At 42.0% G+C, this 20,005-nt stretch carries 24 protein-coding genes, 5 pseudogenes and 1 other annotated feature; of the genes and pseudogenes, 13 read left to right on the forward strand and 16 right to left on the reverse strand.

The genetic code is table 11. The features are described 5' to 3' along the window. Positions 1-90, forward strand: coding sequence for a hypothetical protein (locus tag LZP46_RS15270; protein ID WP_236095261.1), 90 nt, complete (start codon positions 1-3; stop codon positions 88-90). Positions 91-169: 79 nt separating this feature from the next. On the opposite strand, the gene LZP46_RS15275 is transcribed toward LZP46_RS15270, so the two are convergent. Together LZP46_RS15275 and LZP46_RS15280 are read right to left on the reverse strand one after the other, a co-directional pair. Then, on the reverse strand, positions 170-451 hold the full coding sequence (locus LZP46_RS15275; protein WP_000985609.1) for an addiction module antidote protein: 282 nt from the start codon (positions 449-451) through the stop codon (positions 170-172). Beyond that, the gene (locus tag LZP46_RS15280; protein WP_000286964.1) at positions 452-754 is read right to left on the reverse strand and encodes a type II toxin-antitoxin system RelE/ParE family toxin; all 303 of its coding nucleotides are present in this window, start codon (positions 752-754) and stop codon (positions 452-454) included. Positions 755-902: 148 nt separating this feature from the next. On the opposite strand from LZP46_RS15280, the gene LZP46_RS15285 reads away from it, so the two are divergent. The 6 genes from LZP46_RS15285 (at position 903) to LZP46_RS15310 (ending at position 6,461) form a co-directional block, all read left to right on the forward strand. Further along, positions 903-1,433 carry a hypothetical protein gene (locus tag LZP46_RS15285; RefSeq protein ID WP_000172759.1) on the forward strand — a complete coding sequence of 177 codons (531 nt, stop codon included), beginning with the start codon at positions 903-905 and terminating at the stop codon, positions 1,431-1,433. A 268-nt stretch (positions 1,434-1,701) separates the two neighbouring features. Further along, positions 1,702-1,989, forward strand: a complete 288-nt coding sequence (locus tag LZP46_RS15290) for a BrnT family toxin (RefSeq protein ID WP_004971241.1) — start codon at positions 1,702-1,704, stop codon at positions 1,987-1,989. Continuing rightward, positions 1,976-2,290 (forward strand): BrnA antitoxin family protein, encoded by a 315-nt coding sequence (locus tag LZP46_RS15295; RefSeq protein WP_236095236.1) that lies wholly within the window; start codon positions 1,976-1,978, stop codon positions 2,288-2,290. The genes LZP46_RS15290 and LZP46_RS15295 overlap by 14 nt, the downstream gene beginning before the upstream one ends. A 331-nt stretch (positions 2,291-2,621) precedes the next feature. Next, a complete protein-coding gene (locus LZP46_RS15300) occupies positions 2,622-4,109 on the forward strand; it encodes a SulP family inorganic anion transporter (protein WP_004870779.1) in 1,488 nt (495 codons plus the stop codon). 12 nt (positions 4,110-4,121) lie between these two features. Further along, positions 4,122-4,973, forward strand: a complete 852-nt coding sequence (locus tag LZP46_RS15305; RefSeq protein WP_070155662.1) for a universal stress protein — start codon at positions 4,122-4,124, stop codon at positions 4,971-4,973. 222 nt (positions 4,974-5,195) lie between these two features. Beyond that, a complete protein-coding gene (locus LZP46_RS15310) occupies positions 5,196-6,461 on the forward strand; it encodes a transposase (RefSeq protein WP_178319675.1) in 1,266 nt (421 codons plus the stop codon). Between the two features lie 72 nt (positions 6,462-6,533). Here the strand turns inward: LZP46_RS15310 and LZP46_RS15315 are convergent, their stop codons facing one another. The 4 genes from LZP46_RS15315 to LZP46_RS15330 all read right to left on the reverse strand — a co-directional run bounded on the left by LZP46_RS15315 (position 6,534) and on the right by LZP46_RS15330 (position 8,068). Further along, positions 6,534-6,824, reverse strand: a complete 291-nt coding sequence (locus LZP46_RS15315) for an addiction module antidote protein (RefSeq protein ID WP_070155664.1) — start codon at positions 6,822-6,824, stop codon at positions 6,534-6,536. Position 6,825: 1 nt separating this feature from the next. Further along, positions 6,826-7,122 carry a type II toxin-antitoxin system RelE/ParE family toxin gene (locus LZP46_RS15320; protein WP_004647749.1) on the reverse strand — a complete coding sequence of 99 codons (297 nt, stop codon included), beginning with the start codon at positions 7,120-7,122 and terminating at the stop codon, positions 6,826-6,828. A 198-nt stretch (positions 7,123-7,320) separates the two neighbouring features. Further along, positions 7,321-7,647, reverse strand: a complete 327-nt coding sequence (locus LZP46_RS15325; RefSeq protein WP_005108845.1) for a hypothetical protein — start codon at positions 7,645-7,647, stop codon at positions 7,321-7,323. Further along, positions 7,637-8,068: a hypothetical protein gene (locus LZP46_RS15330; RefSeq protein WP_018680121.1), complete on the reverse strand. Its 432-nt coding sequence runs from the start codon at positions 8,066-8,068 to the stop codon at positions 7,637-7,639. Before LZP46_RS15330 ends, LZP46_RS15325 begins: the two co-directional genes overlap by 11 nt. A gap of 106 nt (positions 8,069-8,174) precedes the next feature. On the opposite strand from LZP46_RS15330, the gene LZP46_RS15335 reads away from it, so the two are divergent. After that, the gene (locus LZP46_RS15335) at positions 8,175-8,489 is read left to right on the forward strand and encodes a hypothetical protein (RefSeq protein WP_005108843.1); all 315 of its coding nucleotides are present in this window, start codon (positions 8,175-8,177) and stop codon (positions 8,487-8,489) included. A 65-nt stretch (positions 8,490-8,554) separates the two neighbouring features. Here LZP46_RS15335 and LZP46_RS15340 read toward each other — a convergent pair whose 3' ends face one another. From LZP46_RS15340 to LZP46_RS15350, 3 genes are all read right to left on the reverse strand, one after another. Beyond that, positions 8,555-8,848, reverse strand: a complete 294-nt coding sequence (locus tag LZP46_RS15340; protein ID WP_004733298.1) for a type II toxin-antitoxin system RelE family toxin — start codon at positions 8,846-8,848, stop codon at positions 8,555-8,557. Next, positions 8,838-9,083 carry a type II toxin-antitoxin system RelB/DinJ family antitoxin gene (locus tag LZP46_RS15345; RefSeq protein ID WP_026438268.1) on the reverse strand — a complete coding sequence of 82 codons (246 nt, stop codon included), beginning with the start codon at positions 9,081-9,083 and terminating at the stop codon, positions 8,838-8,840. The genes LZP46_RS15340 and LZP46_RS15345 overlap by 11 nt, the downstream gene beginning before the upstream one ends. Before the next feature lie 75 nt (positions 9,084-9,158). Next, on the reverse strand, positions 9,159-9,629 hold the full coding sequence (locus LZP46_RS15350; RefSeq protein ID WP_039048355.1) for a DUF1643 domain-containing protein: 471 nt from the start codon (positions 9,627-9,629) through the stop codon (positions 9,159-9,161). 133 nt (positions 9,630-9,762) lie between these two features. Between LZP46_RS15350 and LZP46_RS15355 the strand changes: the two genes are divergently transcribed. From LZP46_RS15355 to LZP46_RS16380, 3 genes and pseudogenes are all read left to right on the forward strand, one after another. Beyond that, positions 9,763-10,683: a chromate resistance protein ChrB domain-containing protein gene (locus LZP46_RS15355; RefSeq protein ID WP_236095237.1), complete on the forward strand. Its 921-nt coding sequence runs from the start codon at positions 9,763-9,765 to the stop codon at positions 10,681-10,683. Between the two features lie 2 nt (positions 10,684-10,685). Then, positions 10,686-12,044, forward strand: coding sequence for a chromate efflux transporter (gene chrA / locus LZP46_RS15360; RefSeq protein WP_019838421.1), 1,359 nt, complete (start codon positions 10,686-10,688; stop codon positions 12,042-12,044). Between the two features lie 46 nt (positions 12,045-12,090). Next, a pseudogene (locus tag LZP46_RS16380) lies at positions 12,091-12,384 on the forward strand (hypothetical protein); the annotation flags it as partial. 273 nt (positions 12,385-12,657) lie between these two features. Here the strand turns inward: LZP46_RS16380 and LZP46_RS15365 are convergent. Further along, positions 12,658-13,362 carry an IS6-like element IS1006 family transposase gene (locus tag LZP46_RS15365; RefSeq protein WP_001067784.1) on the reverse strand — a complete coding sequence of 235 codons (705 nt, stop codon included), beginning with the start codon at positions 13,360-13,362 and terminating at the stop codon, positions 12,658-12,660. Between the two features lie 63 nt (positions 13,363-13,425). On the opposite strand from LZP46_RS15365, the pseudogene LZP46_RS15370 reads away from it, so the two are divergent. Further along, a pseudogene (locus LZP46_RS15370) lies at positions 13,426-14,256 on the forward strand (IS91-like element ISCR2 family transposase); the annotation flags it as partial. A gap of 235 nt (positions 14,257-14,491) precedes the next feature. Here LZP46_RS15370 and glmM read toward each other — a convergent pair. Further along, positions 14,492-14,734: pseudogene (gene glmM / locus LZP46_RS15375) on the reverse strand (phosphoglucosamine mutase); the annotation flags it as partial. 86 nt (positions 14,735-14,820) lie between these two features. Beyond that, positions 14,821-15,636 (reverse strand): sulfonamide-resistant dihydropteroate synthase Sul2, encoded by an 816-nt coding sequence (sul2, locus tag LZP46_RS15380; RefSeq protein ID WP_001043260.1) that lies wholly within the window; start codon positions 15,634-15,636, stop codon positions 14,821-14,823. Positions 15,637-15,725: 89 nt separating this feature from the next. On the opposite strand from sul2, the pseudogene LZP46_RS15385 reads away from it, so the two are divergent. Then, positions 15,726-15,953: pseudogene (locus LZP46_RS15385) on the forward strand (IS4-like element ISAba33 family transposase); the annotation flags it as partial. A gap of 197 nt (positions 15,954-16,150) precedes the next feature. Here LZP46_RS15385 and LZP46_RS15390 read toward each other — a convergent pair. The 4 genes and pseudogenes from LZP46_RS15390 to LZP46_RS15405 form a co-directional block, all read right to left on the reverse strand. After that, positions 16,151-17,107 carry a LysR family transcriptional regulator gene (locus LZP46_RS15390; protein ID WP_023434863.1) on the reverse strand — a complete coding sequence of 319 codons (957 nt, stop codon included), beginning with the start codon at positions 17,105-17,107 and terminating at the stop codon, positions 16,151-16,153. 54 nt (positions 17,108-17,161) lie between these two features. Continuing rightward, positions 17,162-18,376: a chloramphenicol/florfenicol efflux MFS transporter FloR gene (floR, locus tag LZP46_RS15395; RefSeq protein ID WP_000214119.1), complete on the reverse strand. Its 1,215-nt coding sequence runs from the start codon at positions 18,374-18,376 to the stop codon at positions 17,162-17,164. Between the two features lie 151 nt (positions 18,377-18,527). After that, positions 18,528-19,500: pseudogene (locus tag LZP46_RS15400) on the reverse strand (IS3 family transposase). Further along, positions 19,095-19,211: a sequence feature (AL1L pseudoknot), on the reverse strand. It overlaps the preceding pseudogene by 117 nt. Before the next feature lie 182 nt (positions 19,501-19,682). Next, positions 19,683-19,928, reverse strand: a complete 246-nt coding sequence (locus LZP46_RS15405) for a recombinase family protein (protein WP_015060298.1) — start codon at positions 19,926-19,928, stop codon at positions 19,683-19,685. Positions 19,929-20,005: the final 77 nt, after the last annotated feature.

Below are 20,005 nucleotides of genomic sequence, written 5' to 3' on the forward strand. Positions count from 1 at the left end.
ATTAGATATTGGACAGCAGATGGATATAGCGATGAGCAGTGGGAAGATTTAGCAGATTGGATCAAGCAAGTTTGGATAGATGGAAATTAAGAATTTCTAAAATTAACATAATACACCTTATACGAAATTAAAAAATGGAGCCTAAAGCTCCATTTTTTAATAACTTTTTTTAAATTGCTAAGCGTAAATTCAGTGCTTTTACAACTTTAATCACAGTATCAAAACTAGGGTTAACATCACCAGAAAGTGCTTTATAAAGACTTTCTCGGCCTAAGCCTGTATCTCGTGATAATTGAGCCATTCCTTTAGCTTTTGCAATGTTACCTAAAGCCTTTGCAATGAATGCGGCATCGCCATTAGATTCTTCAATACATGCTTGTAAGTAAGCCTGCATATCATCCTCTGTTTTAAGATGCTCAGCACTGTCCCATTTGCGAAGTTTAATAGCCATTTATAGCTCCTCCTCTAAATCTTGTGCCAATTGCAGGGCAAGTTTTATATCTTTACTTTGCGTAGACTTATCTCCGCCTGCTAAAAGAATAACAACCCTTTGCCCTTGCTTGCAGTAATAAATCCTATAGCCTGGCCCAAAGAAGAAACGTAATTCAGAAACACCTTCACCGACCGGCTCAGTATCTCCAAAGTTTCCATCTTCAACCCGATCAATTCGGACTTGTATGCGTCTTTTTGCCTGCTGGTCTTTTAACTTGGTGAACCAGTCATCAAAGACTTCAGTGGTATATATTGAGTACATAAGTAGAATGTATCCTATAGGATACATTTATGCAAGAAATAAACTTGATATTTGGGGCTCGAAACGGTGAATTTCGTATAACCGCCATTATGTTAAGTTAATCAAAATTCTTAATGCACCAAAACCTAAAAATTTAAATGGAGTAAAAATGACTTTAAAGGGGTTAGATATTCAAGAAGATTGTATCAAAGCTATTTCTAATGAATCTTTAATATTTGATATTAAGAATAAAGAGTTTTTAGAGGATATAGAAAATCTTTTATTACAGTATTTTCAAAATTTTAGTAATGATTTAAATGGAATTGAGTTTGATAATTTTTCTGTGGAGTTTTGGTTCGATGCAGGACAATTGATTATTTATCCTGAAAAAGATTTATTAGATCGTAAACCCTTTGAATCTGAATATGATTTAGATAGATTAGACCCTTATTTTTATCTAGTTTGTGAAGAATATAGGATATATTTTGATGACTTAATATCTCGAAAAGTAAGCGATCAAGTATCTGAAAAAGAAGCTATTTCTAAAACTAATGACGTAATTGATTGTGTAAGCAAAGCTATAAAAAATATAAATGATGAAAACAATCTTTTAAAGATGTTAGGCAGGCCTAAATTAGAAATAAGATATTTCGGTGTAACGAAAGAAGAACTTTTAGCAAAAGAAATTCTCGTGAAATGAAGTAGATATTTTTGTCGTATTAAGGAAAACTAAAATTAACATAATGGGCGTTATACGAAATGCACAAATTGAAAAATATAAAAATCAAAAACTTATGATATAAATTATTTGCTCGATGATGTTCAAAAGCCGACTTGGAAACAAGTCGGCTTTTTTATGAGCAGTTTTGATAGTTCTTGCCAATAAATTTGACTAAAAATTACGCTTCTCAACTTGAGTGATACAATTTTGTGATACATTATTGTATATACAAATTTGAATGTTTTTTATGAAACAGTATTTCGAATGGGATGAGGCTAAGAATCGAAAGAATCAGAAAAAGCATGATATCTCTTTCGAAACTGCAAGCCTTGTTTTTGAAGATCCATTACGGATCTCAATCCAAGACAGACATACCGATGGTGAAGAACGTTGGCAAACCATTGGAAAAGTAAAAGGCGTACTAATGTTATTGGTGGCTCACACCATCTTTGATGAAGATGACTGTGAAATCATACGAATCATTAGTGCAAGACAGGTAACTAAAGCGGAGCGAGATAAATATGAGCATGGTTAGATACTCACGCAAAGAACTGAATGAAAAATTTAGTGAGAAGCAAGATGCTGAAATTCAACGCTTGCTTGCTAAAGGCACGGTTCCTGATGATCAGCTAGATCTATCAGATATTCCTGAAATTACAGACTGGAGTAATGCTGTACGCCAAAATCAATTTTACCGTCCAGTGAAGCAACAGACTTCCATCCGTTTAGATGCTGATGTACTTGCATGGTTTAAAGCTCAAGGTAAAGGCTATCAAACACGAATGAATGAAATTCTGCGTGAAGCAATGCTGAAAGATTTAAAAAATCATCGATAAAAATGGGAGCTTAAGCTCCCATTTTTGACTTCGCATAACGCCCATTATGTTAAATGGACATAAATCAATTCTAAAATTATCTATGATAATTCTATACTTTTACTTCGATACTGCGGTTAGGGTGGATAGAAAAGAGTCTAACTGCTATCATTGCCCCCGAAATCCTCCAAAATAGATATCTTTCTTAATATGACACTTACGCCACCATAAGTTTATTTACCTCTTAATTCAGTAAATAACTCATCACTGTCTAGTGATGTGGTGTAGTAGCTTGTGTGTCATATATCACATCACTAGCCTTTCCTAAAATTTAAAAAAATAGGCTATTTTCATGTTATCCACTATTCGAGAACAATGGTTCTCCAATATTCGCGGGGATGTTCTTGCGGGTATTGTTGTTGCTTTGGCTCTAATTCCTGAAGCAATTGCCTTCTCCATCATTGCAGGTGTCGACCCTAAAGTCGGGCTATATGCTTCATTCTGTATTGCAGTCGTGATTGCTTTCGTAGGTGGTCGCCCTGGTATGATTTCTGCTGCAACTGGTGCAATGGCTTTATTAATGGTCACACTGGTTAAAGAGCATGGTCTGCAATACTTATTAGCAGCCACAATTTTGACAGGATTTATTCAAATCCTAGCAGGTTATCTAAAATTAGGTGCTCTGATGCGGTTTGTATCAAAGTCAGTCGTGATTGGCTTTGTGAATGCCTTAGCTATTCTAATTTTTATGGCTCAATTGCCTGAACTCACCAATGTGACATGGCATGTCTATGCGATGACAGTTGGAGGTTTAGCTATTATTTATCTATTCCCTTATATCCCAGTGATAGGGAAGCTTTTACCCTCTCCTCTCATTTGTATTGTCCTCCTTACGCTCTTTGCCTTGTTCATTGGTTTAGATGTAAGAACCGTAGGCGATATGGGGCAATTACCAGATACGCTACCAATTTTCTTACTTCCTGATATTCCTTTAAATCTTGAAACTTTAGCTATTATTTTGCCTTATTCACTGGGATTAGCAGCCGTCGGTTTGCTTGAATCTATGATGACCGCAACAATTGTGGATGATTTAACCGATACCAATAGTGATAAAAACCGTGAGTGTAAAGGACAAGGTGTTGCCAATGTCGCTTCTGGCTTCTTAGGCGGAATGGCAGGCTGTGCCATGATTGGTCAATCCATTATTAATGTGAAATCTGGTGGACGTACCCGTTTATCATCATTTAGTGCTGGGGTCTTCCTGTTAATTATGGTGGTGTTTATCAGTGACTGGCTCAAAGTCATTCCAATGGCTGCACTGGTTGCGGTCATGATCATGGTAGCAATCGGAACATTTAACTGGGATTCATTACGAAATATTCGCCAATATCCAGTTTCTAGCAATATCGTGATGATCGTTACAGTCGTCGTGGTCGTTGCAACACATAACTTGGCTTATGGCGTATTAGTCGGTGTACTTCTTTCTGCATTATTTTTTGCCAATAAAATTGAACGTTACATGGCAATTCAGTCCGAATTTAATGAACCTGAAAATACCCGTATTTATACGGTAACAGGTCAAGTGTTCTTCAGCTCAGCAGATAAATTTACTTCTGCATTTGATTTCAAAGAAGCACTTTCAAAAGTTGTGATTGATGTTAGTCAGGCTCACTTCTGGGATGTGTCTGCGGTCGCTGCCGTAGATAAAGTGGTCATTAAGTTTAGACGTGAAGGAACAGAAGTCGAACTTATTGGAATGAATGAAGCTAGTAAAACATTAGTCGATAAGTTTGGTATCCACGACAAACCAGATGCTTTAGATCGCTTAAATAGCCACTAAGAGGGATTAGTTATGTCAAAAATTATTGCATGTATTGATGGATCATTAGTAACAAATACTGTGTGTGATTATGCAGCTTGGTTTAGCGATAAACTTAGTTCACCTATTAAACTATTGCATGTCATTGATAAGCCAAAAGCGAAAGCCCCACAAGATTTAAGTGGTGCAATTGGTCTAGGAAGTCGAGAAACCTTGCTAAACGAGTTAGTTGAACTCGAAGAACGTAAGGGAAAAATTGAGCTAGAACATGGTCAGATTCTTCTTCGGGAAGCAAAGAATTATCTATTGGAGAAGTTTTCTATTGATGCTCAAAGTTTTCAACGCCATGGCAGTCTTTTAGAAACAATTATGGGAATGGAAGAAGACATTCGAGTTCTTGTTATGGGTAAGCATGGGACTGAAACTGAGCATGATTCCAGTAAAGTTGGAACCCATATTGAAAATGTTGTTCGTGCCCTTCATAAACCCGTATTAATAACATCTGCACTCTTTAGTCCACCTAAGTCTTTTTTAATTGCTTTTGATGGAAGTCAGACTGCACGCATTTGTGTAGAAAAAATTGCCAATAGCCCTTTATTAAAAAACCTGACAGCTCATGTGGTATATGTTGGTAAGCCAAATAGTGATATGACATCTCAAGTTACTTGGGCAAAAGAGCTGCTTGCAAATAATGGTTTTAATGTAATTGATATCGTACTTGAAGGTGATATCGAGAAATCAATATTAGATTACCAAGAGAAAAACGCTATTGATATGATGGTGGTTGGTGCATATGGTCACTCAAAAATACGCCAGTTTTTTATTGGTAGTACGACGACCAAATTGTTATCAAGCTCTACAAAACCAGTATTATTACTAAGATAATTCTTACAAGATAAAGGGATAGTTTTTAACTATCCCTTTTTTAGAATTTCTAAAATTAACATAATACACGTTATACGAAGTCAAAAAATGGGAGCTATAAGCTCATACGCGCCAACTTAAGGCTTAAACTGTTGAAATATATTATAATTATCGCTTGAAAAATAAAAAAGGTGGTTGTATTTATTAATGCGCTAACACAAAACACAACCACCGTGGCGTATCATGATTCATTTTCAACAGTTATTACAAGTACTTCCTTCAAATATTGAACAAATGGCGATAAATTGTAATGCTTTTCAACGGGCTAGAAAAATTAAATCGCCTTTAGAACTGTTTAAATTACTTATGCTGTATTGTGGCCTCGATTTGTCTTTAAGAGCATGCGCTGGAAAATTCACTGAAACTTATTCCGCAATCAGCGACGAAGCCGTAAAAAAGAGATTAATATCTTGTGCTGACTGGATTAAATCACTTTTAAAAGAAACTCTTACCACAGATCATAACCATACAGAAGGCGATTTAAAATTTATAGCTGTAGATGGCTCTACCGTTCAGGAACCAGGTGCGACACAAACGAGCTATAGACTACATCTCGGCATAGATTTGATGGATTTAACGCTCACTGATGCTGTTGTTACAACAGACAAAGTTGGCGAAAAACTTCAGCATTATCAGCTTCGTGAGGGTTATGTCTTTGTGGCTGACCGTGGCTATAGTCGAGTTCAAACCATTATGCCGACAGTCGATCAAGGCGCTGATGTCATTGTCAGATATACACCGAACTCCATGCCTCTCTATACATTTAATTCGAATAATCAAAAGCTTAAGATTGATTGGCATCAGCAACTTATATCACGGTCTGAGAAAAATCAGGTGATTGAGTGTTATATGATTTTAGGCGATAAGAGGATCAAGGGTTATGTCCATGCGATAGCTAAAAACACAAAAGTTGCAGAGAATGAACGTCGAGAAATGATGACCTTTGCTAAGAAAAATGGGCGAAAAGTCAGAGCTCAAACACTTTACTTAACGAACTGGATGCTGGTATTTACAACGATTCCGCCGCAGGTTCTTAGTACGCTTCAAGTTCAAAATATTTATAAAGCCAGGTGGCAAATCGAACTATATATAAAACGATTAAAAAGCTTGCTTAACATAGATTTACTAAGGGCTAAAAAAGACGGTAAATTAGCTGAGGTTTATTTACTCGGAAAGCTACTTTACGCAGTTTTAGTAGAGAAAATCTATAAACAACATTATTTTAATCATGGTGTTAGTTTACTCGATAAAAACCGAAACTTAAGTCCTTGGCGGCTAATTCAAGACTTGAATGATCAGATTAAATACAGTTTGTTAGCAGAATATCCAAGCTTTGAAGCCAATCTAGCAAGCAGTATTAAAAGTATGTCGGAGCGGCCTAGGAAGAGGAAATTACAACGATTTACAGATGATATTTCAATGTTATTTAGGAGGCACCAGAGTGTATGAAATATCATCAACATGGCTTAAGTTGGCGCGTATGAGCTATAAGCTCCCATTTTTACTATATTTTTTAAAGTTTTAGGCGTGTTGTACAGTGAGTTTTAAGCCTAATGCATTTACTACACGATTAATCGTATCAAAACGTGGTGCTGAATCCTGACGTAGGGCTTTGTAAAGTGCTTCACGTCCAATCCCTGCTTCTTTAGCGATTTGAGTCATGCCACGAGCTTTGGCAATTACGCCAAGGGCATGAGCTAATTCAGCTGGATCATTTTCTTCAAGAACTATGTTGAGATACATCACAATGTCTTCTTCAGTTTTGAGTGACTCAGCCATATCAAAACTTGGTAAATCAGCGACTTTAACCATTTTAATCCTCCAATGTTTTCGATAGTTTGACTGCACGATCAATGTCTTGTTGTTGAGTCGATTTATCTCCGCCTCCAAGCATTACAATCACTACGTCACCATGCTGGATGTAATACATCCTCCATCCAGAACCGAAGAATTCTCTCATTTCCCAAACGCCATCTTGGAGAGGCTTAATGTCTCCCCAATTTCCACGTTGAACCTTATCTAGTCTACGATTTAGGCGAATACGGGTCATATTGTCTTTAATGCCATCTAACCATTCATCAAATTCTGGCAGACGTTTAATTTCAATCATGAGGCTTCCTTATCTTCTCACTATATTGTATTCGATCGAATACAATATGCAAGTAATCTATACGGACATCCATTAATTTCGTATAACAGCCATTATGTTAAATGGAGGTTAGATTGGTGGAAAACTCCAGTTTTTGAAACTTCAAATAGAAGCTCTTTCGTTCAATTAGTAATTGTAATTTCTATATAAATTTATATTCTATTGAATAATTATTTCATAAATTCTCCTATCATATTTGGCTGCATATGTAGCTACTTCTTGATTAATCTTTTTATGACTTTTATCTACATATGAAAAGATTATTGAATCCTCATTATGCTGCTCATAGTTGATGGCGTATTTATATTCCGAATAAGGATAAAGAGTACCTAAGCTATAAGTTTTTTGAGCACTGATATAAGTTATTTTAAGATCTGTGATTGGGGCATTGGTCCAATTTTTAATAGAAATATATCCATTCTTTTCTAATGGTTGGCATCCTATAATTAAAACTAATGCAAGACAGTAAAATAGGCTATTCTTCATTTTGGTAGTTCTGTTCAATTGGTCTTATGAGTCGACTAATAACTATAACTTTTGAGGTATCACAGCTAGGATCTACTTCAGTTATCCAAGAATAATTATTTTTTTCTAGAGGATAGGATTCTCCGCCTCCATATGCTGCTTTATCACCTAAAAAATAAGTATCCGAATCTACTTTTAGGCTCTTAGTTTCCATATCCCAATCTAGAGTTTTTGTAGCAAAAATTGGCAGAACTTTAGATCCATCAGCATGTTCTAGGTATAGGCATTTACCTTCCCTAATAAGCTTAGCCTCACTATAACTTGCATTATCTGCTCCCCCCGTATATTGAATACGTGGAACAACTATATTTGATTCAATTTTTTCTGTAACTGGACTACAGGCTGCAAGTAAACTTAATAAAATAAATTCTAATTTTTTCATATTAAAGGAATTTTTTGATAAAATAATAATAGAGAAATTAAAGCAAATTATTCCAAAAGGCTCTGATTAAAAATTGTTAAAATTAATAGATATATGAGATAAAATTATGAAAAAATTTTTATATTTTAATTTCTTAGCAATTATTTTGACCTACGTATCTTTGCTTTATCAAAAAAATATATTAGTTGACCGCATAGTTGTAGATAAGCTTGGAGAAGTTGAAGTCATAGCTGGGGGATTTCCTCTACAGTTCCTTATAGATGGTGAAACCTCTCCAGTCGGAAGTATAAGTATCAATCCTTTATTTATTTTCATCGGCATGGATCAATTTGTTTTTCTCAATTTTTTTATTGATTATTTATTTTGGATAAGTATTTTATTTGCTTTTTCTATGATTGTGAAAAAGTACAGAATTGTATAGATCTCCTAAAATTAACATAATGCACGTTATACGAAGCCAAAAATGGGGGCATGCAGCTCCCATTTTTAGTCTTTTATCCGCTTTTTTGCTTCATCATAAACAATGCTATCAGCTCGTTTTCCAACGGTAATTAGCAAAATAACTACCTGATCATCTTTGACCTGGTAAACAAGTCGGACACCAGCTTTTAATAATTTTATTTTATAGCAGCCTGCAAGATCACCTTTAAGCATATTCTTTGGAATATGTGGTTGCTCTATTACCTTAGCTAATTTTTTCTTGAATTGATCTCGTATAGCACTAGGAAGCTTTTCCCATTCTGCAGTGAAGTCCTTATGACGTAAAAGCTTATAAGTCATCTAATGTGACTTCCTCGAACATCTCTTTAGGATCATTAACACGTTTACGAACAATCGCTAATAGCTCGGTATCCTCTTCTGAGAGTAAAGCTTTTTGTACTGGAAGCTTTCCAGTCGTAGCAATATATTCAAGAATATTAGTAAAGAACTCAGTAGGTGCAATTCCTTGTTCTTTTAGGATGGAATAAGACTTTTCTTTAAGGGCTTCATCGACCCTGAAATTAACAGTAGCCATCATTTTCCCATTTATTGAATGCATGAGAATATTGTAATGCAATATGCATTACAAAGATAGTTCGTATAACAGCCATTATGTTAAATAGGGCTTAATTTGAGTTTCAGAATGGATGTAAAGAGGATGTTTTGGTTCACCTGTTTTATTCAATTCTAGATAATAAAGTTTACCCTTTAATAGTTCTTTTACAGTAGAGGACCTTTGTTGATACCCCCCATTATTACCCCAACAAGCAATAATTCTTTGGGATTTGGAAGCTATTTCGCTTAAGTAAAAATCATTATCTGAGCCAATGGGATCTTCTTGAGACATCATTTCTTGTGGATCAGTTGCTCTATATGCAAAGAGATTAGCCATATAAATACCACCGCCACCCCAACTTTTGGCAAGGTTGATACAACGAGTGATAGTGGGATCATCTTGAATATGATCTGCAGTTGAGGGATTCAAACCAATAAAAGAAAACATTGGTTTCTCTTTATCCCAGATACGCCATAGAGAATAACGATATTTACTGCAATCTGAAATTATTGCTCCCTTTTCCATAACACCCTCAATTTAAATATGTTCTGGATAAATATTTTCTTAATATTTTTCCTACTATAGGAAATCATTTATTCGTCTTTGAAGTTTAAAAATTTATTAGTAATATATTCTACAAATATGTTGAGTATACTACATGTCTATTTCTTTGCTCATAACATCTCTGCCTACACAGAACACAAGCACTCGGATGAGAGTCTGGCGATCTTTGAAAGCAAGTGGTGCCGCGACCCTTAGAGATGGGGTCTACATACTCCCTATTAATCATAGTGAGAAGTTTACCTCTATTGCTAATGATGTTGTTTCTGAACAAGGAACTGCTTATATGTTTTACGCAGAGCCACCTTTAAATCTTGAACTCGCACCTATTTTCAATCGAAAAGAAGAGTACGAAACCCTCTATAAACAACTCACGGAAATAAGAGATCGTCAAACTAAAGATGATAAGAAAGAACTACTCAAACAGATTCGTAAATTAAGAAAAAGCATCGATGCACTTGTAGACATTGACTATTATCCAGATGAGACTCAAGTACAGGTTCTTAATGAACTTTCCTTATTGGAACTCACTATTGCACGTCTAGGTGAAGTCAATGAACCTAAAGCTATACAAGCTCATATTCAACATCTGGATAAAGGTAATTATCAAAACAGAATTTGGGCAACACGACAAAGGCCTTGGATTGATCGTCTAGCTTCTGCATGGCTAATCAAGACTTTTATAGATACCTCACCAACATTCATTTGGTTAGAAACGCCAAGTGACTGCCCCAAAGATGCATTTGGATTCGATTTTGATGGTGCAACTTTCAGTCATGTCAATCATTGGGTGACCTTCGAAGTTCTTTTACATAGTTTTGATCTAGAAACACCCGCATTAAAGAAAATCGCTGAAATTGTTCATTACCTTGATGTAGGAGGAATTGAGCCTCCAGAAGCGATCGGTATTGAAAAAGTTATTCAAGGAATTCGAAGTCAGATAAGTGACGATGACCAATTATTTGCATTATCGAATCACATTTTCGATGGCTTATATGCCAACCTATCAAGAGAATAATCATGGAACAAGAACTTGTTATACAACCAGAACAAGAGATACAGTCAGTTTCATTTTGGCAAGCATTCCTATTCTGGCTTAAATTGGGGTTCATTAGTTTTGGGGGGCCCGCAGGTCAAATTGCGGTCATGCACCAAGAACTGGTTGAAGAAAAGCGGTGGATTTCAGAGAAGCGATTTTTGCATGCACTGAACTATTGTATGCTCTTACCGGGTCCTGAAGCACAACAATTAGCAACTTATATCGGTTGGTTAATGCATAGAACCGTCGGTGGTTTAGTTGCAGGGATTCTTTTTGTACTACCCTCACTATTTATTTTAATTGGTCTTTCATGGGTTTATGTAAAATTTAGTGATGTACCCATTATTGCAGGGCTCTTTTACGGTATTAAACCTGCTGTTGTTGCCATTGTTTTTCATGCAACACATCGAATCGGCAGTCGATCACTTAAAAATAAATTTTTATGGCTGATTGCAGCCCTTTCATTTATTGCTATATTTTTCTTCAACTTACCCTTTCCTTTAATTGTGCTCTCTGCCGCAATCATTGGTTATCTAACCAGAAAAAAATATCCAAGCCTATTTTCTGGTGGAAACGCACACCAGCAGAGTAAAAAAGATTATGGTCGTGCTTTAATTGATGATGATACTCCTACACCTGAACATGCGATCTTTAGCTGGAAACGATTGGGCAGTATTCTGCTAATTGGTGGTCTACTGTGGTTTATTCCAATCCTGAGCCTAAGCTTAACGCTGGGGTGGGATCATACTTACACCCAAATGGCTTGGTTCTTTACGAAAGCGGCCCTGCTCACCTTTGGTGGTGCCTATGCAGTATTGCCTTATGTTTATCAGGGTGCTGTAAGCTATTACGGTTGGTTAAGTCCGACTCAAATGATAGATGGCTTAGCTCTAGGTGAAAGCACGCCCGGCCCTTTAATTATGGTGGTCGCATTTGTTGGCTTTTTAGGAGCATTCAATCAAGCAATCTTAGGCTCAGATCATTTATTCTTGGCGGGCACCATTGGAGCAAGCATAGTCACTTGGTTTACTTTCCTGTTTTCCTTTGTTTTTATTTTAGCTGGTGCACCAATTATCGAATCAACACATAATGAGCTCAAATTTACAGCTCCGTTAACGGCTATTACAGCCGCAGTTGTTGGTGTGATTCTTAACCTTGCCCTATTTTTTGCTTATCATGTACTTTGGCCAACAGGTTTTAACGGCTCTTTCGATATTGTTGCTGCGTTAATTGCACTTGTAGCTTTGGTTGGCTTATTTCATTTCCAGCTCAAAGTGATGTACGTCCTTGCAGCTTCAGCATTAATTGGTTTAATTTGCTTTAACTTTCTTTCTATGTAATTTAAACAGTCGAAGTATAAACTTCGACTGTTTTTTTATATCTTTATATTTCTATTTGACTGTGCCTTTTAGCTACATATTCTCAATTCTTTTAAATCGTTATAACAGTCTTAATTTATTAACCATCTGTATTACCTCTCTAATTATTGCTACTCCATTTTTTATTCTTTTAGGATGGGGGCATACTGGAAAGATTGCTGAAGATTGGTGGAAGATGTATACCGAAACATGGGCTAGCTTTCTGGCTCTATTTCCTGGCTTATGTTATTGGTTATTTCTGATTGATCTAAAAGACAAGAAATCAAAAATATTGAACAAACCATTACGTAAAGATTCTTAAATTTTTCTAAAATTAACATAATACACCTTATACGTAATGCGTTATAATTCCACTTAGAAATCAATGCTGTAGTTTCTAGTTGATAGCCCACCTTCCCCAAGGTGGGCTTTTTTTGTGATTTTTCACGTTCCACGCTTAAAATTCGAACAGTGTTTCATGATTTTTATAAGTTAAACTAAATTTAGTTGCTAATCCCAATAAGCTATTCACTAACTTGTAAAGGCACTGTTGCAAATAGAGATTTGAGTCGATGATGTTCCCTTTAAAAAGTACTTAGAGACCGAAAACCCTGTTGATTAGACACACTTCACCCTGAGGCTGACCATAATAAAATGACGATGCTTGTCCTTTACGTAGTGCACGCATGACTTCAATACCTTTAATTGTGGCATAAGCCGTCTTCATAGATTTGAATCCTAATGTGGCCCTGATGATCCGCTTTAGCTTGCCATGATCACATTCAATCACGTTATTTTTATACTTAATCTGCCTGTGCTCAAGGTCTGGTGGACATTTACCTTCCCGTTTTAACCGTGATAAAGCACGTCCATATGTGGGTGCTTTATCCGTGTTGATCACTTGTGGAATTTGCCACTTCTTCACATTATTTAAAATTTTTCCAAGAAAACAATATGCTGATTTGGTATTACGTCTAGAAGAAAGATAAAAATCAATGGTATCGCCACGTTGATCGACTGCACGATACAGATAAGACCATCGTCCATTCACTTTTACATAGGTTTCATCAATATGCCACGAGCTCAGATCTGTAGGATTACGCCAATACCAGCGTAAACGTTTTTCTATTTCAGGAGCATAACGTTGAACCCAACGGTAAATAGTCGTGTGATCAACATTCACACCCCGTTCGGCCAGCATTTCCTGCAGTTCACGATAGCTAATGCCATATTTACAATACCAGCGCACAGCCCAAAGAATGATTTCGCCCTGAAAATGCCGACCATGGAAAGGATTCATATGCTGCACCTTTAGCTAAAACAGTCTTCAGCTTACCATTCGTGGTTATTTGCAACAGTGCCGCTGACGCACACCATCGCCCACCGGGTGGGTCGCTATCTGGAACGGCAAGGCCTGCTGGAACGGGATGTCGAAAACAGCTATCTGGCCTCGGATGCGGTGGATGACGACCCGATGACACCCCTGCTGGGGCACTCGATCACTTACCGTATCGCTGTCGGTTCACAGGCGGGGCGAAAGGTGTTCACTTTGCAAACTCTGCCGACCAGTGGTGATCCGTTCGGTGACGGGATTGGCAAGGTAGCCGGGTCCAGCCTGCACGCCGGCGTGGCGGCCAGGGCCGATGAACGCAAGAAGCTCGAACGGCTGTGCCGGTACATCAGCCGCCCGGCGGTATCCGAGAAGCGGCTGTCGTTAACACGAGGCGGCAACGTGCGCTACCAGCTCAAGACGCCGTACCGGGACGGCACCACGCACGTCATTTTCGAACCATTGGATTTCATTGCAAGGCTGGCCGCCCTGGTACCGAAGCCCAGAGTCAACCTAACCCGCTTCCACGGGGTGTTCGCACCCAACAGTCGGCACCGGGCGTTGGTCACGCCGGCAAAACGGGGCAGGGGCAACAAGGTCAGGGTGGCTGATGAACCGGCAACACCAGCACAACGGCGAGCGTCGATGACATGGGCGCAACGGCTCAAGCGTGTTTTCAATATCGACATCGAGACCTGCAGCGGCTGCGGCGGCGCCATGAAAGTCATCGCCTGCATTGAAGACCCTATAGTGATCAAGCAGATCCTTGATCACCTGAAGCACAAAGCCGAAACCAGCGGGACCAGGGCGTTACCCGAAAGCCGGGCGCCACCGGCTGAGCTGCTCCTGGGTCTGTTTGACTGACGAGCCTGAAGGCCAACGATACCAATCAAAATGCTGCGTTCACAGCGCCGCGGCAGGGATCCGCCGTGCTGGTTGTCGGAAAAGGAGCCGCTAGTGGGAAAGAGGAGGGTAAATTTTCAGCGTTGCTGGCTCCCCGTCAGCCGGATTGGGTTGCATCGCAGGGGTGTCGAAAGAGTCAACTGCGGTCCAAAGCTGTTGGACTTGGGTGAAAAGGGCGTTTATTCTTCCTATACGTTGTCGGCAGCGGGCCAAAAAGGAATACGTCCATGCCCATCGAGGTGAAACCGGCTGTGAGCGCGGGTTCAAGCATATAGCCCGACAGGCGCGTATCCTTGCCGATCACGACACGATGGCGGTGGTCACCGCGACGAAAGACACGGCCAGCCGCCATGCCGACGCGCAAGGCGGTTTCCGCCGTCATCGCGCCTTCGTTGGCTTTGCCACGAATACCGTCTGTGCCGAAATATTTGCGCACCATAAGGTCGATTATCCTGTCGTCGGGTCGCCCTCAAAGGGGACATGCCTGCTGAACCGCGAATATAGAGAAATATCCCGAATGTGCAGTTAACGAATTCTTGCGGTTTCTTTCAGCGCCGCCAATACCGCCAGCCCGTCGCGCAAGGGGCGCGGCTCGTGTGTGCGGATGAAGTCAGCTCCACCTGCGGCGGCGGCAAGCTCTGCAGCGAGTGTCGCGGCCCCGACATCCCCCGGACCACGGCCTGTGAGCGCGCGCAGAAAGGATTTGCGCGAAACAGACAGAAGCACCGGCAAATCGAAGCGCAGCCGCAATTCATCGAACCGCGCCAGCACCGAGAGCGAGGTTTCGGGAGCAGCCCCCAGAAAAAACCCCATGCCGGGATCAAGGACAAGGCGGTTGCGTTTGATACCGGCACCCGTCAGCGCCGCGATGCGCGCGTCAAAGAACGCCGCAATGTGATCCATGATGTCGCCAGCGGGTGCCTCGCGCCGATCTGCCTGCCCGTCTTGCACCGAATGCATAACGACGAGTTTGGCAGATGATTTCGCCAATTGCGGATAGAACGCAGCGTCTGGAAAACCGCGAATATCATTGAGATAGGCCACACCACGCGACAAGGCATAGGCTTGCGTCGCGGGTTGATAACTGTCGAGCGAGACGGGAATGCCATCTGCCTTGAGCGCGTCCAGCACCGGCGCGATACGCGCGATTTCTGTGTCGGACGAAACAGGCGCGGCGTCGGGATTGCTGGATGCCGGACCGAGGTCGATCACATCTGCCCCCTCGGCCATCAGCTTACGCGCCTGCGCAATGGCTGCGTCTGGCGCCAGATACCGGCCTCCATCGGAGAAACTGTCCGAGGTTATGTTGACGATGCCGAAAATGATGAGCGATTTATTCATGGGGGCTTCTATAATAATCTCTGTACACGACAAAAATAGATAACTCATTGAAATAATGTCACAATAATTGTTTTCTAACGACGAATACTATGACACATCTCAATGAGTTATATCTTATCTTAAACAAATCTCTAAAATGGAACAAGTCACATTTAAAGTGCTTTGCGCTCATCATGCTTGTGATTATTTTAAAGCAAACATGTAATCTTTCTTCTGCATCTAAAGCCTTGCCCATCAAGTGTTTACCACAATCATTTTATCGACGTATGCAGCGCTTCTTTGCAGGTCAGTATTTTGATTATCGTCAAATTTCTCAGTGTCATCACCAGAACGATGGTGATGACTACGGCGATCTGACCCCAAAGGATTCGGCCTCCGCGCAATGCAGGCTCCAGTCGGCAAAAGAGACGGAGCCGATCAGAGAGTAGGCAAAATCGGGACGGGCAACAGGAAAGAGGATGCCGGAGGGCTGCCGGATACTATCGGCGGCAAATAGGATGGATCGCCTGTGCCGTTATCGTGCCGGTCGAGTGCCATCCAGGAAACGATTGGGCGAATCGCCGTCACGCTTCATTTTGCCTGCGAGGTTGAGTAGATTTTTCAGTGCGGAGTTGCGATTGAACGGCGACCAGACGGCTGTAAAGGCAACCGGCTCCGGTTCATCGAGGAAGGGCAGGAAGACGATGCCGGTCGTCGGCAACAATGACGTTGCCTCGCCGACGATAGTGATGCCGAAGCCTTGTCCGACCATAGATAGCAGCGTGTCGCGCCCCACATCAAAGCGCCGGATCGACGGTGCGGGCCAACGCCCGGCAAGGCGCAGCACGATATGGTCATGGACCTGCGGGCCGGTGCCACCATAGCGAACAATGAAAGTCTCGCCGACCAGATCGGACCAAGTGATTGCGGACTGCCCGGCGAGGCGATGCCCATCCGATAGCACGGCCACCAGCGGTTCGGTCCAGATCGGTCGTGTATGGCAGTCGGGCATCTCGGGCTTGCCCGCGACGAACACCACGTCGAGCTGGTCAGCACGAAGCTGCATCACCGCATCGCGGGCTGTGCCTTCGGTGATCTCAACCTCAATGCCCGTATGTTCTTCCCGATAATGACGGATCAGCTCCGTGAGAAAGCTGCGTGGGATTAAGGCATGGATGCCGATGCGAAGCCGGCCGTATTCTCCTTGAGCTGTCATGCCTGCGGTCTTCACTGCGTGATCGAGTTGATCGACACCCGCCGTGACACGCTCCATGAAGTGCCTGCCTGCGTCTGTTAGCCGAACGCCCCGCGCATGGCGCTCAAATAGCAGGACACCAAGGTTATCCTCCAGCGCTTTCACACGCGCGCTGACGCTCGACTGGCTGATACCAAGTGCCTTGGCCGCATGCCGAAAATTCAGATGCTCGGCGACGGCGATGAACTGAACAAGGGAAATGAGCGGTATCCTGCCAGACAGGATACCGACATTCACGAGGTTTCGATGGTTAGTGCGCCGCATCGGAGCGGGCCTGCTACCAGTCGTCGGTTAGACGACTGGCGACTTCTCGGTGGCAGCCCCACGGAGCCGAAGGAGCACCAGCCCCAACGAAACCAGTACCGCCATCGCCGTGGCGTAACAGATCACGGGCCACGCTGTGTCACCGTTTAAAAGTGCCACCGCCAATGTCCCGACAATGCTGACTATCAGGCTTTGAACGCAGAAGTAGAACGCGACCGCTGATCCCGCGATGTCGTCGAACTCTGCCAAAGCGCCGTTCGCGGTAACGGACACCGTGAAGACAATACCGACCGCGACAACCCACATCGGTAGGATGAAGGTGAGGAATGACGGCGAGCCGTAAAGTTCGCCGATCCCCAACAGGACCGCTCCGCAAACAAGCAACGCCATCCCACGCGCCACGCATCCTGCGATGCCCCATCTGGCGACAAAGGACTTCGCGAAACGGGTTGTCACGATCATTACAAGCGCGACAGTGGCGAAGGCAAAGCTGAATCCGATCTCGGAATATTCCGCTTGGCCTATGAGCACACGGGGAGCCGTCGAGAAGAAGACGAAGAAGGTGCCCATACCGGCGCTAAAGCCGACAGTGTAAACCCAAAAAGCCGGACTCGCGAAGATCGGCAAGACAGATCGGCGCGTCTTGACTTGATCCAGAGGGCGGGTTTCGTGCCACCTGAAACCCGCATTTAGGAGTGCGAGCATCGCCAGTATAGCCAAAGTAATGAATATCGCCTGCCATCCCAAGAACTCGCCGATCAATGCTCCGGCGATAGGGCCGAGCGCAGGCACGAACGCCAGCATCGAACTGAAAAGGCCGTAGATGACGACACCCTCAGGACGGTTGGCATAAACGTCGCGAACCGTCGCGAACGTCGCCACCAGCATGGCCGACGCGCCCACTGCTTGAAGTAGACGGAAAGCGACAAAGGCCGGTGCAGTTGAAGACCAAGCTGCTCCCAGAGACGCAATGACGAAAGCCGTTGCGCCCGCAAGTAGAATTGGCCGTCGCCCGATTCTGTCTGAGAGCGGACCAAAAATCACCTGGCCCACGCCGAGCATCACCATATAGAGGCTCAACGTGAGTTGGATCATAGCGGGCGTCGTGTTCAGGATGCCGGGCATCGCTGGAACGACAGGGAGATAAATATCCATCGCCAGTGAAGCGAGGATGTCGAAAGGAGCCATCAGCAGCAGTGCTGCCGGCAGCGTATAGGCCCACGCGGGGCGTGTGGTGGTCATGACGAATCAACCCTCGATTAAGGAATACCGGGCGACGTCTGCTCGTCAGCAATCAGATGAGACTAGCCTTACAGAGCGCCGCAACAACAATACTGGTTGTTGCGGCTTACTTGTCTGCTGACTTGGAATTTCCCATCTGATTACTCCACGCTTACGAATATGAATTGCTACATTTTATCCGATTATCTTTTGCTTCGCAATGCGGCATGGGCGCACTCAGCGTTCCAGCCCCCTCTGCCGCCCTAAATGCTTGCTCCAATGCATCGAGCACCATATCTGTATTCATCCGTGTCGATACTTTCCATCCAACAATTGCTCGTGAGAACACATCAATAATAAATGCAGTATAAACCCAGCCTGAATTTGTTTGAATATACGTAAAGTCACTCACCCACAGTTGGTCAGGATGATCAGCAGTAAAATTACGTTTTACCAAGTCATCCGCTCGTTTTTGATCATCTCGGCTACGGGTGGTTTGTTTGTTCTTACCACGCCAAACACCTTTTATACCTAGCTTTTGCATTAATCGAGCAACAGTACAGCGCGCAATAATATAGCCTTCACGTTTCAGTTTTTGCCAGACTTTACGTACACCATACCGACCTGAACTTTCCTTCCAAATTCGTTTAATCTCCTCAGCATGATGCAAGTCATGTAAATCTCGCTTTGCTCGATGTTCTGGATTTTCACAGAGATCTAGAGTCCGGTAATAGGTTGAAGGTGCGATCGGTAAAATTCTACAAATCGCCTCGACTCCGTACAGCTCTTTATTATTATGGATAAAATCCACCATTATTTGTGTGGGCGGTCGAGCTCCGCCTGGGCGAAAAAAGCGGCTGCTTTACGTAGAATTTCATTGGCGCGTTGCAGTTCTTTATTTTCGCGTTCGAGTTGTTTGATACGTTCTTGGTCTGAAAGCTGCTGTACTTTAACTGGATTTTGTTTATCTAAATATTTTTGATACCAAACACGTAGTGTTTCAGGAGTACAACCCTTGCGCAGTATACTGCTCAGGGAGCAATAGCGGTGATCGCAGCCCAATTCGATGGATAATCTTTCTCGGATTCAATCAATAATTGAACCGCTCTTTCTCTGATTTCAGGGGTATATTTTACTTTTTTCATCGGGACATTCTCTCAGAAAGCTTGGTCTCCGACAAACCCGGTACGGTTCAAAAATCTTCCATTGATTTATTTATATCTGTTAAACCAGTCGCATTATGAAATGTAATATAAGTAGAAATTTCAGTATAAATGGTCATGATCTTTTCTAAATTTGAATATCTAAGCGTCTTCATTAATCAACCTTATTGATTATTAGTTTCTTCTTTTAAAGCTCTTTGTACTGTTGCTATCCCTACTTTAAACTTTTCTGCAACACCTCTAAATGTTGAATTTTCTTCAGCCATTGCTTTTCGTATTTCAACATAGTCAACCTTCCGCTTTCTTCCCTTATATAAGCCCTTCGCTTTGGCTTTTGCAATTCCTTCCTTTTGACGCTCACGGATCATGGAGCGTTCAAACTCTGCAAATGCAGCAAGCATCTGAAACATGAGTTTATTTATTGCCGATTGTGCTACATCATGACTGAAGGTCAAATTCTCTTTATGAAAAATAAGGCACTGTTGCA

It is taken from the genome of Acinetobacter sp. SCLZS86 (assembly GCF_021560715.1).
Taxonomy (GTDB): domain Bacteria; phylum Pseudomonadota; class Gammaproteobacteria; order Pseudomonadales; family Moraxellaceae; genus Acinetobacter; species Acinetobacter towneri_A.